This window comes from Streptomyces sp. CNH287, assembly GCF_000424825.1.
Map to the genome: position 1 here is coordinate 197,644 of NZ_AUKQ01000004.1, position 12,175 is coordinate 209,818.

Consider the following 12,175-nt stretch of genomic DNA (forward strand, 5'->3'; position numbering starts at 1 on the left):
GAGCGACCGGGCCTACGCTCGATGCCGGAACCATCCACCGCAGGAGGGGACGCCATGCCCGCCACCAAGATCGCCGACCAGCTGGTCCAGGTCCTGATCCAGTCAGGGGTCGAGCGGGTCTACGGAGTGGTCGGCGACAGCCTCAACCCCTTCGTCGACGCCATCCGCCGCTCGGACGGCGCGCTGCGGTGGGTGCACGTACGCAACGAGGAGGCCGCGGCCTTCGCCGCAGCCGCCGAGGCGCAGATCACCGGACGGCTCACCGTCTGCGCGGGCTCCTGCGGCCCCGGCAACACCCATCTGGTGCAGGGCCTCTACGACGCGCAGCGCAGCGGCGCGCCCGTGCTCGCGATCGCCTCGCACATCCCCACCGGCCAGATCGGCACCGGCTTCTTCCAGGAGACCCACCCCGAGCTGCTGTTCAACGACGTGGCCGAGTGGTGCGAGATGCTCTCCCAGCCCGGCCAGATGCCCCGCCTCGCGCGGATCGCCGCGCAGCGCGCCCTGGGCGGCTCCACCGTCGCCGTGCTGGTGCTGCCCGGCGACGTCGGCGAGAAGCCCGCACCCAACCCCACCGGCCGCACCGTCCCCACCCCCGCCTGCGGCACCGTCAGCCCTGCGCCGGAGGTGGTCGACGAGCTGGCCCGCGCCCTGAACGCGGCGGACAAGGTGGCGCTCTTCTGCGGCGCGGGCGCGCGCGGCGCGCACCGCCAGGTGATGCGGCTGGCCGAGACGCTCAAGGCGCCCGTCGGGCACACGCTGCGCGGCAAGGAGTGGATTCAGTACGACAACCCCTACGACGTCGGCATGATCGGACTGCTCGGCTACGGCGCCTGCCACGATGCCCTGCACGGCGCCGACCTGACGCTGATGCTCGGCACCGACTTCCCCTACGACGCCTTCCTGCCGCAGGCCCGCACCATCCAGGTCGATCACGACGCGCGCACCCTGGGCCGCCGCACACCGCTGGAACTGGCCGTTCACGGCGACGTCGCCGCGACCCTGGACGCCGTGCAGCCGCTGCTGGAGCCCGCCGCCGACCGCCGCTTCCTGGACGGCATGCTGCGCAAGCACGAGCGCGCGCTGACCACCGCCGTCGACGCCTACACCCGCAACGTCGACCACCACGTCCCGATCCACCCCGAGTACGCGGCCAGCCTGCTGGACTCCCTCGCCGACGACGACACCATCTTCACCGTCGACACCGGCATGAACAACGTGTGGGCCGCCCGCTACCTCACCCCCAACGGCCGCCGCCGCGTGATCGGTTCCTTCACCCACGGCACCATGGCCAACGCGCTGCCGCACGCGGTCGGCGCCGCCTTCGCCGACCGCTCCCGCCAGGTCGTCTCCCTGTCCGGCGACGGCGGCCTCGCCATGCTGCTGGGCGAACTGCTCACCGTGCGCGAGCACGATCTGCAGGTGAAGACCGTCGTCTTCAACAACGCCTCGCTGGGCATGGTCCGGCTGGAGATGATGGTGGACGGCCTGCCCGCCTACGAGACGGACCACGCGCCCGTCGACTACAGCGCCATCGCGCGGGGCGTGGGCATCCCCGCCTGGCGGGTGGAGCAGCCCGGCGAGATCCGCGCCGCGCTGACCGAAGCCCTCGGCAGCCCCGGACCCGCGCTGGTGGAGCTGATCACCGACCCCAACGCACTCTCCGTGCCGTCGCACATCACCTTCGGCCAGGTCAAGGGCTTCGCGCTGGCGGCGGGACGCACGGTGCTGGACGGCGGCGTCGGCACCATGCTCGATCTCGCGCGCACCAACCTGCGCAACATCCCCCGGCCCTGACCGGGCGGCGCGCCGCCCGTCGGCTCCGTCCGCCGCCTGCCCGCTGCTTCCGCCGCCCGCTGCCCGCACTGCGGCAGGCGGTTCACTTCAGCAGGCGGGAGAGACGGCGGTCGGCCAGCAGCCTGCCGCCGGTCTGGCAGGTGGGGCAGTATTGCAACGACGAGTCGTGGAAGGCGACTTCGCGCACCGTGTCCCCGCAGACGGGGCAGGGCAGCCCGGTGCGCCCGTGCACCCGCATGCCGCCCCGCTTCTCCGCCTTCAGCTTCCCGGCGGCAAGTCCCCGGGACCGTGTGACGGCGTCGCGCAGGGTCTCGCCGAGGGCGGCGTACAGCGTCCCGACGTCCTCCTCGGAGAGCGTGCCCGCCGTCTTGTACGGGGACATGCGGGCGGCGTGCAGGATCTCGTCCGAGTAGGCGTTGCCGATCCCGGCGAGCACCGACTGGTCCCGCAGGACGCCCTTGATCCGGCGCCGTTCGCCGTCCAGCAGCGCGCGGAAGACCTCGGGGGAGAAGTCCTCGGCCAGGGGGTCGGGGCCCAGCCGGGCGATGCCGGGCACCTCGGCCGGATCGCGTACGACGTACACCGCGAGGCGCTTCTGGGTGCCCGCCTCGGTGAGGTCGAATCCGGCGCCCTGCACCGGTGGCCGCTCGTCCAGCAGGACGCGCAGGGCCAGCGGGCCCTTGCCGGGCCGGGCCGGGGTCGCGGGCGGCCGCTCGTGCCAGCGCAGCCAGCCGGCCCGCGCCAGGTGGATGACCAGGTGCAGTTCCCCAGCGGCCAGGTCGAGGAACTTGCCGTGCCGGGCGGCGCCCGTGAAGGACTCGCCCTCCAGCGCTGTCAGCGGCGGATCGTAGGTCTTGAGGACGTTCACGGACAGGGCGCGCACCTCGGCGACCGTCCGGCCGTCGAGCCGGTCGGCCAGGAAGTCACGGAGGGCGGCCACCTCCGGCAGTTCCGGCATACCGCCCATTCTGCCGCGAGGGTGCGGAGGCCGCCCGCCGGGCACGGCCGCGGTGCGGCGGCCTGGCGTGGCGGGCGGCCGGCCGAGGGCCGGGCTCGGAGCCCGACAGCCTCTCAGGCGAGCTTGGCCGACAGCGTGATCGTCGTGCCGGACAGGGCCTGGCTGACCGGGCAGTTCGCCTTCGCGTTCTCGGCCGCCTCGGTGAAGCCGCTCTCGTCCACGCCCGGCACCTCGCCCTCCACCGTGAGGTGGATGCCGGTGATGCCGGTACCCGGCTGGAAGGTCACCTCGGCCTGGGTGGTGAGCTTGGTCGGCGGGGTGCCCGCGCTGTTCAGCCCGTTCGAGAGCGCCATCGAGAAGCAGCTGGAGTGCGCGGCGGCGATCAGCTCCTCCGGGCTGGTCTTGCCGTTCGGCTCCTCCGAGCGCGCGGGCCAGGACACGGGGTAGGCGCCGATCCCGGACGAGTCGAGGGTGACGGTGCCCGACCCCTCCATCAGATTCCCGTTCCAGACCGTGTGTGCGGTGCGTGTGGTCGCCATGCGGAATGCCTCCTGTGTATGGGTCGGAATCAGCGTATGCAATCGGCGTGCAGGCCCGATCCTCCGCCCCCCGGCCGGTGTTGACCACCGTGACGCGCCGGGGCCGGGTCGCGGGGAGGCGCGGTGCGGTGCGGGGCGGGGCGACGGGACGCGGGGCGGCGACGGCCGGTAACCTCCGGGACTACCGCTTGTGCTCGGGGGATGGAAGGTGTGTAACGGCGATGACGGCACTCGACGACGAACAGGTCGACGCTACGGACGTACGCGAGGCCGGCGACCTGGACCGGGGAGCCGACCTGGACGGGAGCGCCGACCCGGACCGGAGCGCCGGGCCCCGCCGAGCCGCCGCCGGGCGCGAGCCTGCGCGGGACGCGGAGAAGCCCGCCGCGGACGCGGAGAAGCCCGCGCCGGACGCGGACGCCGAGGCGGTGCCGGAGCCGGAGTTCGACGCCGACCTCGCGGAGGAGCCCGACCAGCGCCCGCGCCGGACCAAGGCCTGGCACGCGCGCCGCACCCGCGCGGTGACCTCGGGTGTCGTGATGCTGGCCGTCGCCGGTGCGCTGGTGGTGCGCCTCGGCAGCGCCCCGTCCCTGCTGACCGTCGGCCTGTACGGCATCGCGCTCATACTGTCCGGGACGGCGATCGTGCTGAGCCGCCGCGGCCGTACGCGGGTGGCCACCGCCGTGCTCGCCTGCGGGTTCGTGCTGGTCGTCCTGGCCGAGCAGATGCTGCCGGACGGCGGCTGAGCCGCCACCCCCGCCACTCCTCCCGTCCTCACCCGGAACCTGCCGGGCCGTTCGTCGTGACGCGGACACGGCACATCGGCTAGGTTCCGTGCCCATGAGCCTCAAGGGGAAGCTGAGACGAGCGGGGTCGGCCGGGCTGTGCGGGGCGGCCCTGGTCGCCGCGCTCGGTACGGGCCAGGCCCAGGCGGCGGCGCAGGAGCGGGCTGCCGGGCCGGAGCGGGCGGCCGGTCAGGCATTCGGCGGGCTGGACTGGTCGCTCCAGGACAGCGGCAGTGACGCCCGCTTCCGCGGACTGGCGGCCGTCAGCCGCTCCACGGCGTGGGTGGCGGGCAGCGGCGGCACCGTACTGCGCACCCGGGACGGCGGGCGGCACTGGCGCGACGTGTCGCCGCCGGACGCGGAGGGGCTGGAGTTCCGGGACGTCGAGGCGTTCGGCGCGCGGCAGGCCGTCGTGCTGGCCATCGGGCCGGGCGAGGAGTCGCGGGTCTTCCGTACGGCGGACGGCGGGGAGAGCTGGACGGAGACCTTCCGCAACGGCACCCCCGAGGCGTTCTACAACTGCCTCACCTTCTTCGACAGCCGCAACGGACTGGCCGTCAGCGACCCGGTGGACGGCCGGTTCCGCATCCTCTCGACCTCCGACGGCGGGCGCTCCTGGCGCGTACTCCCCGACGACGGCATGCCGCCCGCCCAGCCCGGCGAGGCGAACTTCGCGGCGAGCGGCCAGTGCCTGGTGAGCAGCGGCCCGCGCGACGTGTGGATGGCCACGGGCGGGCCGGGGACGGCGCGGGTGCTGCACTCGGCGGACCGCGGGCGCACCTGGCGCGCGTCCGAGGCGCCGATCCCGGCGGGCGCGGCCGAGCGGGGGGTCTTCGGGCTCGCCTTCCGCGACGCCCGGCACGGTCTGGCCGTCGGCGGCGACTACCGGCCCGGGCAGGCCTCGCCCAGCGCTTCGGCGGTGACCGCCGACGGCGGGCGCGGCTGGACGGCGAGCGCCCGCCCGGTACCCGAGTACCGCTCGGGCGTGACCTGGCTGCCGCACTCCCGGCACGCCGCCCTGGCGGTCGGGCCGACCGGCACCGACGTCACCCTCGACGGCGGACGCAGCTGGCGCACGGTGGACGCAGGCTCGTACGACACGGTGGACTGCGCGGCCGACTTCGGCTGCTGGGCCTCGGGCGAGCGGGGCCGGATCGCCCGGCTGGAGCCGACCCGCTGACCCACTGGCCCGTCGCGGCGGCGCCGTGCGGCGGTGCCGCGACCGTGCCCCCGCAACTGTGCGCACCACCGCCGCCGGGCCGCCCGGCGCCGCGCGGCGTGCGGCGCGACGCCCCGTGCTCCACACACGGGCACGGGGCGTCGCTCACTGTGCACCGCCCCGGCCCGGGGGGGGGGCGTCGCCGGAGCGGTCAGGCGGTGTGGCCGCCGTCCACGGCGATGGCCGCGCCGGTGATGTAATCGCCACCGGGCCCCGCCAGGTGTGCCACGGTCGCGGCGACCTCCGAGGGCAGCCCGTGGCGGCCCAGCGTGGTGAACTCCCGCTGGAGCGAGGCTCCGGGGCCGTCCGCCGGGTTCATGTCCGTGTCGGTCGGACCGGGCTGCACCGTGTTCGCGGTGATGCCGCGCCCGCCCAGCTCGCGGGCGAGCGCCTTGGTCAGACCGGTCATCGCCGCCTTGCTGGTCGCGTACAGGGTGGCGCCGGGGAACGGCACCCGCTCGGTGATGCAGGAGCCGATCCCGATGATCCGCCCGCCGTCCGGAAGTTCCCCGACGGCGGCGCGCGCCATCAGGTAGGCGCCCCGCACGTTGACGGCGAGCACCCGGTCGATGTCCTCCAGGGAGAGTTCGCCGATCGGGCCCATCGTGCCGGTACCCGCGTTGTTGACGAGGATGTCGAGCCGCCCCAGCTGCGCGACGGTGCCCGCCACCGCCTCCGCGGCGTCCGACGCCTCCGCCAGGTCGGCCCGTACGGCCCACGCGCGACGGCCCGCCGCCACTATCCCGGCGACGACCTGCTCGGCCTGGTCCTTGTTGCTCCGGTAGGTCAGGGCGACGTCCGCGCCGTCCTGCGCCAGACGCCGCGCCACCGCCGCGCCGATGCCCCGGCTGCCGCCGGTGACCAGTGCGACCTTGCCGTCGAGCGGGGAGATGCTGGTGCTCATTCTCGGTCCTTGTCCGTTGCCTTGTTTCGGCCTGGACCGATATTCGCCCGGCGGGCGGGGGCCGGGCTGGCGGATTCCGGACACGGCTTCGCGATGCTGCCGCGGTCGGTCTCCGGCGGACAGACATCGCCGTCCGAGCGATAATCGGATGAATATCCGCAACAGGAGGGTTAGCGTCCGCATCGTGACCACTGTGGAATTTCATACCCTTCCCGAGGCGCACGTGGACCGCGCCCTGGACCACGCCGATCTCGTCTTCCACGAGCGGGCAGAGGAGAAGCGGCGCAAACAGCTCCGCGACACGCTGCTGCACTGCGAGCGGATCGGCGCCTACGAGGCGGAACGCCTGGTCGGACTCGCCGCCGCACACGACTTCCGGCTCTCCGTGCCCGGTGGCGAACTCCCCGCCGCCGGGCTGACGTTCGTCTCCGTCGCGCCCACCCACCGCAGGCGCGGCGTGCTCACCGGGCTGCTCGGCGACGCGATGCGGCGCGCCACGGCGAACGGGCAGCCACTGGCCGTGCTGTGGGCGTCCGAGGCCGCCATCTACGGCCGCTTCGGGTTCGGCGCGGCCACCTACGGCTGCACCGTGGAGATCGACTCCACCCGGCCGCTGGCCCTGCGCGTCACCCCCGACGAACGGCCGCTGCGGCTGGCCGACCTGGACGAGGTCCCCGAGCTGCTCGGCCCCGCGCACGCCGCCGTCCGCGCCGAGCGGGCGGGCCGGATCGCCCGCGACGAGCGGTGGTGGCGGGAGGAGGTCCTGCCGGAGGAGGACGAGGACGACAAGGAGCTGAGTCCGCCCCGCGTGGTGGCGCTGGGCGACGGAGCGGGCCCGCCCGCCGGGTACGCCGTCTACCGCACCCGGGGCGAGGACGAGGCGCGCGGCGCGCCCGGCCTGGTCCAGGTCTGCGAGCTGGAGGCCGACACCCCGGCCGTCGCCGCCGCCCTGTGGCGGTACCTCGCCTCCATCGACCTCACCGGCCGCGTACGCGCACACGGCCGCCCGCTGGACGACCCGCTGCTGCTCTTCGCCGAAGACCGCGACCAGGTCAGCGTCACCCGGCAGTTCCCGGCCCTGTGGCTGCGCCTGGTGGACGCCGCCGCCGCGCTCACCGCGCGGTCCTGGGCGAAGCCGGTGGACGTGGTGCTGGAGGTCTCCGACGCGAGGCTGCCCGCCAACGCGGGCCGCTTCCGGCTCACCGCCGGACCGCAGGGCGCGAGTTACGTACCCACTCCCCGCGCGGCCGACCTCACCCTGGACATCCGCGAGCTGGGAGCCTGCTACCTGGGCGGTACGGAACTGGAGCGGCTGGTCCTGGCCGGACTCGTCGCCGAGCACACACCGGGCGCCGCCCGCCGCCTCGACGCGGCACTGCGCACCGACTTCCTGCCGCACGCCACGGACGACTTCTGACGCGCCGGCCGGGGCGCGGAGAGGCGCGCCCCGGCCGCCCCCCCGAGGCGGTGATCGCGGATACTGGGGGCATGGACGAAGCCGCCGTCGACGCCTACCTGCGCCGCATCGGCGCCGACCGCCCCGCCGCCCCCGACGTGGCCGGGCTGCGGGCGCTGCACCGCCTGCACCTGATCGCCGTGCCCTTCGAGAACCTCTCCGTCCACCTGGGCGAGGACATCGTGCTGGAGGAGGAGGCGCTGCGGGCCAAGCTCGTCGACCGGCGGCGCGGCGGCTTCTGCTACGAACTCAACGGCGCCTTCGCCTCGTTGCTGCGCGCCCTGGGCTACCGGGTGGACCTGCTGGGGGCGCAGACCTTCCCGGACGGGCGGCCGAGCATCCCCCGCAGCCACCTGGCGCTGCGCGTCGAGGCCGGGGACGGCTCCCGGTGGCTGGCCGACGTCGGCTTCGGGAAGCACTGCACCTACCCGCTGTCCCTGGACGTGCCGGGCGAACAGCGGGACCCGGGCGGTGTGTTCCGCCTGGAGGAGGCCGCCGAGGGCCGCCTGGACGTGCTGCGGGACGGCCGGCTCGGCTACCGGCTGGAGCTGACCGCGCGTGAGCTGGCCGACTTCGAGCGCGCCTGCCTGCACCACCGCACCTCGCCCGAGTCGCACTTCACCCAAGCGCTGGTGTGCTCCCGGCTGACCGAGGACGGCGGCCGGATCACGCTCAGCGGGCGGCAGTGGGTGGCCACCGCAGCCGAGGGCGTACGCGCCGAACGCCGCCTGGGCCAGGACGAGGTGCTCGCGGTCTACCGGTCCCGATTCGGGCTGGAGCTGGAGCGCGAACCCCGGGTGGCACAGCCGTGACCGTGCCTGGGCGGCCCCCGTGGCCGGTGACCGAGGAGGAGGCGCGGGCGGAGCAGGACCGGCTGCGCGCCGCCGTCGAGTCCGCCGACACCAGCCCGGCCCCCGGCGCGGCGGGCACCCTGGTGGCCGGGGTGGACGTCGCCTACGACGACGCGCGGGACCTGGTCGCGGCGGCGGCGGTTGTCCTGGACGCGGGCACCCTGGAGGTCGTGGCGCAGGCGACGGCGCTCGCCCCGGTGCCTTTCCCGTACGTGCCCGGGCTGCTGGCCTTCCGGGAGATCCCCGCCGTGCTCACCGCGCTGGAGCGGCTCACCGTCGCGCCCGGTCTGGTGGTGTGCGACGGCTACGGCCGGGCGCACCCGCGCCGCTTCGGGCTCGCGAGCCACCTCGGGGTGCTGACCGGGCTGCCGACGATCGGCGTGGCCAAGACCCCGTTCCTCTTCCGGCACCCGCCGGTGGGCGCACGGCGCGGTGACAGCGCGCCGCTGCTCGACGGGGCGGAGGAGGTGGGGCGGGCGCTGCGGACGCGCGCGGGCGTCAAGCCCGTGTTCGTCTCGGTCGGCCACCGCACGGGGCTGGACACCGCCTGCGCGCACACGCTGCGGCTGGCCCGCGACTACCGGCTGCCGGAGACCACGCGCCGGGCCGACGCGCTGTGCCGTACGGCGCTGCGGGAAGCCTGAGTCGGCCCGGCGGGCTGACCCGCCCCGGGGCGCAGGCGGGACGTTCCCGTGCGGGGACGGTGTGGAGGCCGTGACCGGATTCGAACCGGCGTCACTCGCTTTGCAGGCGAGTCCCTGAACCACTCGGGCACACGGCCGTGTCGTGCGGATGACTCGACCGTACGGCGCGCGGCGGGAGGGGTACAGGCTTCGGGGGACACCGCCATGAGGCCGCAACATGGACGAAACACTCGGGGGCCGCAGACCCGCCGCCCAGCCCTGTCCGCCCCTCCGGCCCGCCCCAGACCCGCCGCTCGCCGTCAGCTGGGCCCGGGCCCCGGGGCCGCTTCCGCCTCCGCCGCCGCGCGGGCCGAGGCGAGCGCGCGGGTGCCCGGGGCGCAGCGCTCGCGCAGCTCGGCCAGTTCGCCCGGCGGCAGCCGCAGCGCAGCGCCGCGCCGAGCGCCGTCGAGCAGGGCCGCGCCCTGGTCGAGCCACCGGGGGTGTGGCGTGACGCCCAAGAACGCGGCAAGCCGGGCCAGTTGCTCGTGCGGCGCGTCCAGCAGCTCCTCGTACGCCAGCGAGGTGCGCTGCCCGGTGGGCAGATCGGACAGCTTGCTCCCGCACTCGGTGACCAGCCGTGACCACAGTGCGCCGAAGTCGGCCACGGGCATCGGCCGCTCCAGCAGCAGCGCCGGATCGAAGCGGTCGCGCAGCAGCCAGCTCAGGTCCGGCGGCAGCCGCTCGGCCTTCTGCGGGGTCAGTTCGCCCAGCGAACGGACTCCGGAGCGCCGGAAGATCTCCCGCAGCAGCGCGATCGAGCGGTACCCCACGTGGCGGCTCATGGAGAGCGCGCAGTCGGGGCCGTCGCGGTGGAGGTGGACGAAGCGCGCGTGCGGGAAAGCCGCGCGCAGGCGGGGCACGGCGCCCACGGAGTAGCCCGAGCGTTCGACCACGGCTCGCGCACCGCCGCAGCGGGCGCTGAGCGCGTCGAACAGGGCGGCGTACTGCTGGGCCGCCGGGCGCCGGGGCAGCGCGCGGATCTCCGCCTCGATCGCGTCGAGCAGCCCGTCCGGGTCCTCGCTCAGATGGGGCAGCACCATCAGGCTCAGCGCGGGGATGCCGCCCTCCTCCGCCGAATAGCGCCCCGGTTTCCGGTTGTAGAGGAACTCCGGGAGCGGCACGCCGCTGCGGGTCATCCGGTCGAAGAAGGCGTTCGGCTGCGTCAGGACGCGCCAGAACTCCTCGCCGGTGAACGGCGCGCGGGGCAGCGCGTCGTCACCGAGCGAGGCGAACATCTCGTTGAGGCTCAGCACCTCCGGATGCAGGTTGACGATCCGGGACAGCGCGGTCGACCCGCTGCGTCCGGTGCCGACGACGAAGGTCAGGGGGCGTTCGGGCACGTTCACTCCGTTCGGTCCGTCCAGGTGCCGGACAGTGCCGGACACTCTCGGGACAGTGCCCCGCCACGCCGCCCCGCACCCCCGCCCGACGGCACCGGTGCGGCTGCGCGGCCGTACGATGCGCCGTGCCCGCTGCGTCTCGGCTCCCTCTGCCTGCCCCGGGAGGCCGAGCGCACTCGCGAGGCGGAGGGCGGGGGGCCGGACCGTGCCACGCCGGGTGGATATCGTCGGGAGGGCAGCGCGGGCGAAGGAGGACTCATGAGCGACCCACGACGCGGCGTTCCGCCGGAATCCGAGCCGGACCACGGCGCGGATTCCGCCGCCGATCCGGACGCGGACGTCCGGCGGCTGGTGGCCGAGGCCGCCGGGACCGGCGAGGCCCCCACGGGCTGGTTCGAGCGGCTGTACGCGGCGGCGGCGGACGGCGAGGCGGTCGTCCCGTGGGACCGGCGGGCACCGCACTGGATGCTGGCCGAGTGGGCGCGGGCGCGCGGGCTGGAGGGGGCCGGACGGTCCGCCGTCGTGGTCGGCGCCGGGCTCGGCGACGATGCCGAGTACCTCGCCCGGCTCGGCTTCACCACCACGGCGTTCGACGTCGCCCCGTCCGCCGTGGCGGCTGCCCGCCGCCGCTTCCCAGGCAGCGCCGTCCGGTACACGACCGGCGATCTGCTGAATCCGCCACCGCGGTGGCGCCGGGCCTTCTCGCTGGTCTTCGAGAGCATGACGGTGCAGGCGCTGCCGCCCGACTACCGCGAACGGGTCACCGCCGGAGTACGGGAGCTGCTCGCCCCGGGCGGCACGCTGCTGGTCGTCGCCCACCTGCGGGACGAGGCGCGGGAGTCGGGAGGGGCGGCGGACGGCCCGCCGTGGCCGCTCAGCCGCGCCGAGGTCGACGCGTTCGCCGCCGACGGACTGCGGAGGGTGCGGGTCGAGGCCGTACCCGACCCCACGCGGCCGGAAACGCACCGCTGGCGCGCCGAGTTCACCCGCGTACCGGAGGGCGCGAGCCAGCGCACGCACCCGCCGGCACCCGGCGGGGAGGGGACCGTGGAGGGGTGACCTCCCCGCCGGACGCCCGGGCCTCCCGACGCCCAGGTATCCCCGACGCGCTGGCCTCCCGACGCGGGTCACTACACCTAGCGGCCGGTGGCGCCGTCCAGCCGCTCGCGCAGGATGTCCGCGTGGCCCGCGTGCCGCGCTGTCTCCTCGATCATGTGCACGAGCACCCACCGCAGGGACGGGGGCGCCGTCTCGCGCAGTGAACGTACGCCGGGCCGCCCCAGATCGGTGCAGCCCCGTACGGTCTGCCGGGAGCGCTCCACGGCGGCACGGTAGCGGTCGAGAACCTCCGCGACCGTGGCCGCGGCGGGTGCTGCCGCCTCGTCGTCCAGCTGCTCCTCGCCCTCGCCCTCGTACGCCCACACGAACCAGTTGTGCTCGACGGCCGTGAGATGCCGCACCAGCCACAGCAGGCTCGTCCCCGAGGACACCCCCGGCGCCCTGGCGTCCTCCTCGCCGACGCCGGAGAGCTTGGCGGCCACGGCCTCCCGCAGGTAGTCGAGGAAGGCGGAAAGCGTGGTGGCCTCGTCGGAGTTGAGGCCGGGCGGCCGGACGTCGGGCCGGGCTGCGGATTCGGTCATGCC

General features: G+C 75.2%; 12 protein-coding genes and 1 tRNA gene. 7 read left to right on the plus strand and 6 right to left on the minus strand.

All coding sequences use genetic code 11. The features are described 5' to 3' along the window. Positions 1-54: 54 nt before the first annotated feature. Positions 55-1,797, plus strand: a complete 1,743-nt coding sequence (locus H299_RS0103820) for a pyruvate dehydrogenase (protein ID WP_027747329.1) — start codon at positions 55-57, stop codon at positions 1,795-1,797. 82 nt (positions 1,798-1,879) lie between these two features. Here the strand turns inward: H299_RS0103820 and H299_RS0103825 are convergent, their stop codons facing one another. Then, the gene (locus tag H299_RS0103825) at positions 1,880-2,755 is read right to left on the minus strand and encodes a DNA-formamidopyrimidine glycosylase family protein (protein ID WP_027747330.1); all 876 of its coding nucleotides are present in this window, start codon (positions 2,753-2,755) and stop codon (positions 1,880-1,882) included. 113 nt (positions 2,756-2,868) lie between these two features. After that, the gene (locus H299_RS0103830) at positions 2,869-3,294 is read right to left on the minus strand and encodes an OsmC family protein (RefSeq protein WP_027747331.1); all 426 of its coding nucleotides are present in this window, start codon (positions 3,292-3,294) and stop codon (positions 2,869-2,871) included. Positions 3,295-3,515: 221 nt separating this feature from the next. Between H299_RS0103830 and H299_RS40170 the strand changes: the two genes are divergently transcribed. After that, positions 3,516-4,040 carry a hypothetical protein gene (locus tag H299_RS40170; RefSeq protein WP_486587138.1) on the plus strand — a complete coding sequence of 175 codons (525 nt, stop codon included), beginning with the start codon at positions 3,516-3,518 and terminating at the stop codon, positions 4,038-4,040. 94 nt (positions 4,041-4,134) lie between these two features. After that, positions 4,135-5,259, plus strand: coding sequence for an oxidoreductase (locus H299_RS0103840; protein WP_027747332.1), 1,125 nt, complete (start codon positions 4,135-4,137; stop codon positions 5,257-5,259). Positions 5,260-5,449: 190 nt separating this feature from the next. Here the strand turns inward: H299_RS0103840 and H299_RS0103845 are convergent, their stop codons facing one another. Next, on the minus strand, positions 5,450-6,202 hold the full coding sequence (locus H299_RS0103845; protein ID WP_027747333.1) for a 3-oxoacyl-ACP reductase family protein: 753 nt from the start codon (positions 6,200-6,202) through the stop codon (positions 5,450-5,452). Positions 6,203-6,350: 148 nt separating this feature from the next. On the opposite strand from H299_RS0103845, the gene H299_RS0103850 reads away from it, so the two are divergent. The 3 genes from H299_RS0103850 to H299_RS0103860 all read left to right on the plus strand — a co-directional run bounded on the left by H299_RS0103850 (position 6,351) and on the right by H299_RS0103860 (position 9,153). Continuing rightward, positions 6,351-7,619 carry a GNAT family N-acetyltransferase gene (locus H299_RS0103850; protein ID WP_078512442.1) on the plus strand — a complete coding sequence of 423 codons (1,269 nt, stop codon included), beginning with the start codon at positions 6,351-6,353 and terminating at the stop codon, positions 7,617-7,619. Between the two features lie 71 nt (positions 7,620-7,690). Continuing rightward, positions 7,691-8,470, plus strand: coding sequence for an arylamine N-acetyltransferase (locus H299_RS0103855; RefSeq protein WP_027747335.1), 780 nt, complete (start codon positions 7,691-7,693; stop codon positions 8,468-8,470). Beyond that, complete coding sequence (locus H299_RS0103860) at positions 8,467-9,153, plus strand: endonuclease V (RefSeq protein WP_051262103.1); 687 nt, start codon at positions 8,467-8,469, stop codon at positions 9,151-9,153. Before H299_RS0103855 ends, H299_RS0103860 begins: the two co-directional genes overlap by 4 nt. Positions 9,154-9,215: 62 nt before the next feature. Here the strand turns inward: H299_RS0103860 and H299_RS0103865 are convergent. Together H299_RS0103865 and H299_RS32030 are read right to left on the minus strand one after the other, a co-directional pair. After that, a tRNA-Cys gene (locus tag H299_RS0103865) sits at positions 9,216-9,290 on the minus strand. Between the two features lie 162 nt (positions 9,291-9,452). Then, complete coding sequence (locus H299_RS32030) at positions 9,453-10,532, minus strand: sulfotransferase family protein (RefSeq protein ID WP_106965714.1); 1,080 nt, start codon at positions 10,530-10,532, stop codon at positions 9,453-9,455. Between the two features lie 258 nt (positions 10,533-10,790). On the opposite strand from H299_RS32030, the gene H299_RS32035 reads away from it, so the two are divergent. Next, positions 10,791-11,591 carry a class I SAM-dependent methyltransferase gene (locus tag H299_RS32035; RefSeq protein WP_078512443.1) on the plus strand — a complete coding sequence of 267 codons (801 nt, stop codon included), beginning with the start codon at positions 10,791-10,793 and terminating at the stop codon, positions 11,589-11,591. Positions 11,592-11,668: 77 nt separating this feature from the next. On the opposite strand, the gene H299_RS0103880 is transcribed toward H299_RS32035, so the two are convergent. After that, a complete protein-coding gene (locus tag H299_RS0103880; protein ID WP_027747337.1) occupies positions 11,669-12,172 on the minus strand; it encodes a DinB family protein in 504 nt (167 codons plus the stop codon). Between the last annotated feature and the right edge of the window lie 3 nt (positions 12,173-12,175).

Coding starts and splice junctions, on each gene's coding strand:
- H299_RS0103820 (WP_027747329.1), top strand. CDS start 55: ATGCCCGCCACCAAGATCGCCGACCAGCTGGTCCAGGTCCTGATCCAG.
- H299_RS0103825 (WP_027747330.1), bottom strand. CDS start 2,755: ATGCCGGAACTGCCGGAGGTGGCCGCCCTCCGTGACTTCCTGGCCGAC.
- H299_RS0103830 (WP_027747331.1), bottom strand. CDS start 3,294: ATGGCGACCACACGCACCGCACACACGGTCTGGAACGGGAATCTGATG.
- H299_RS40170 (WP_486587138.1), top strand. CDS start 3,516: ATGACGGCACTCGACGACGAACAGGTCGACGCTACGGACGTACGCGAG.
- H299_RS0103840 (WP_027747332.1), top strand. CDS start 4,135: ATGAGCCTCAAGGGGAAGCTGAGACGAGCGGGGTCGGCCGGGCTGTGC.
- H299_RS0103845 (WP_027747333.1), bottom strand. CDS start 6,202: ATGAGCACCAGCATCTCCCCGCTCGACGGCAAGGTCGCACTGGTCACC.
- H299_RS0103850 (WP_078512442.1), top strand. CDS start 6,351: ATGAATATCCGCAACAGGAGGGTTAGCGTCCGCATCGTGACCACTGTG.
- H299_RS0103855 (WP_027747335.1), top strand. CDS start 7,691: ATGGACGAAGCCGCCGTCGACGCCTACCTGCGCCGCATCGGCGCCGAC.
- H299_RS32035 (WP_078512443.1), top strand. CDS start 10,791: ATGAGCGACCCACGACGCGGCGTTCCGCCGGAATCCGAGCCGGACCAC.
- H299_RS0103880 (WP_027747337.1), bottom strand. CDS start 12,172: ATGACCGAATCCGCAGCCCGGCCCGACGTCCGGCCGCCCGGCCTCAAC.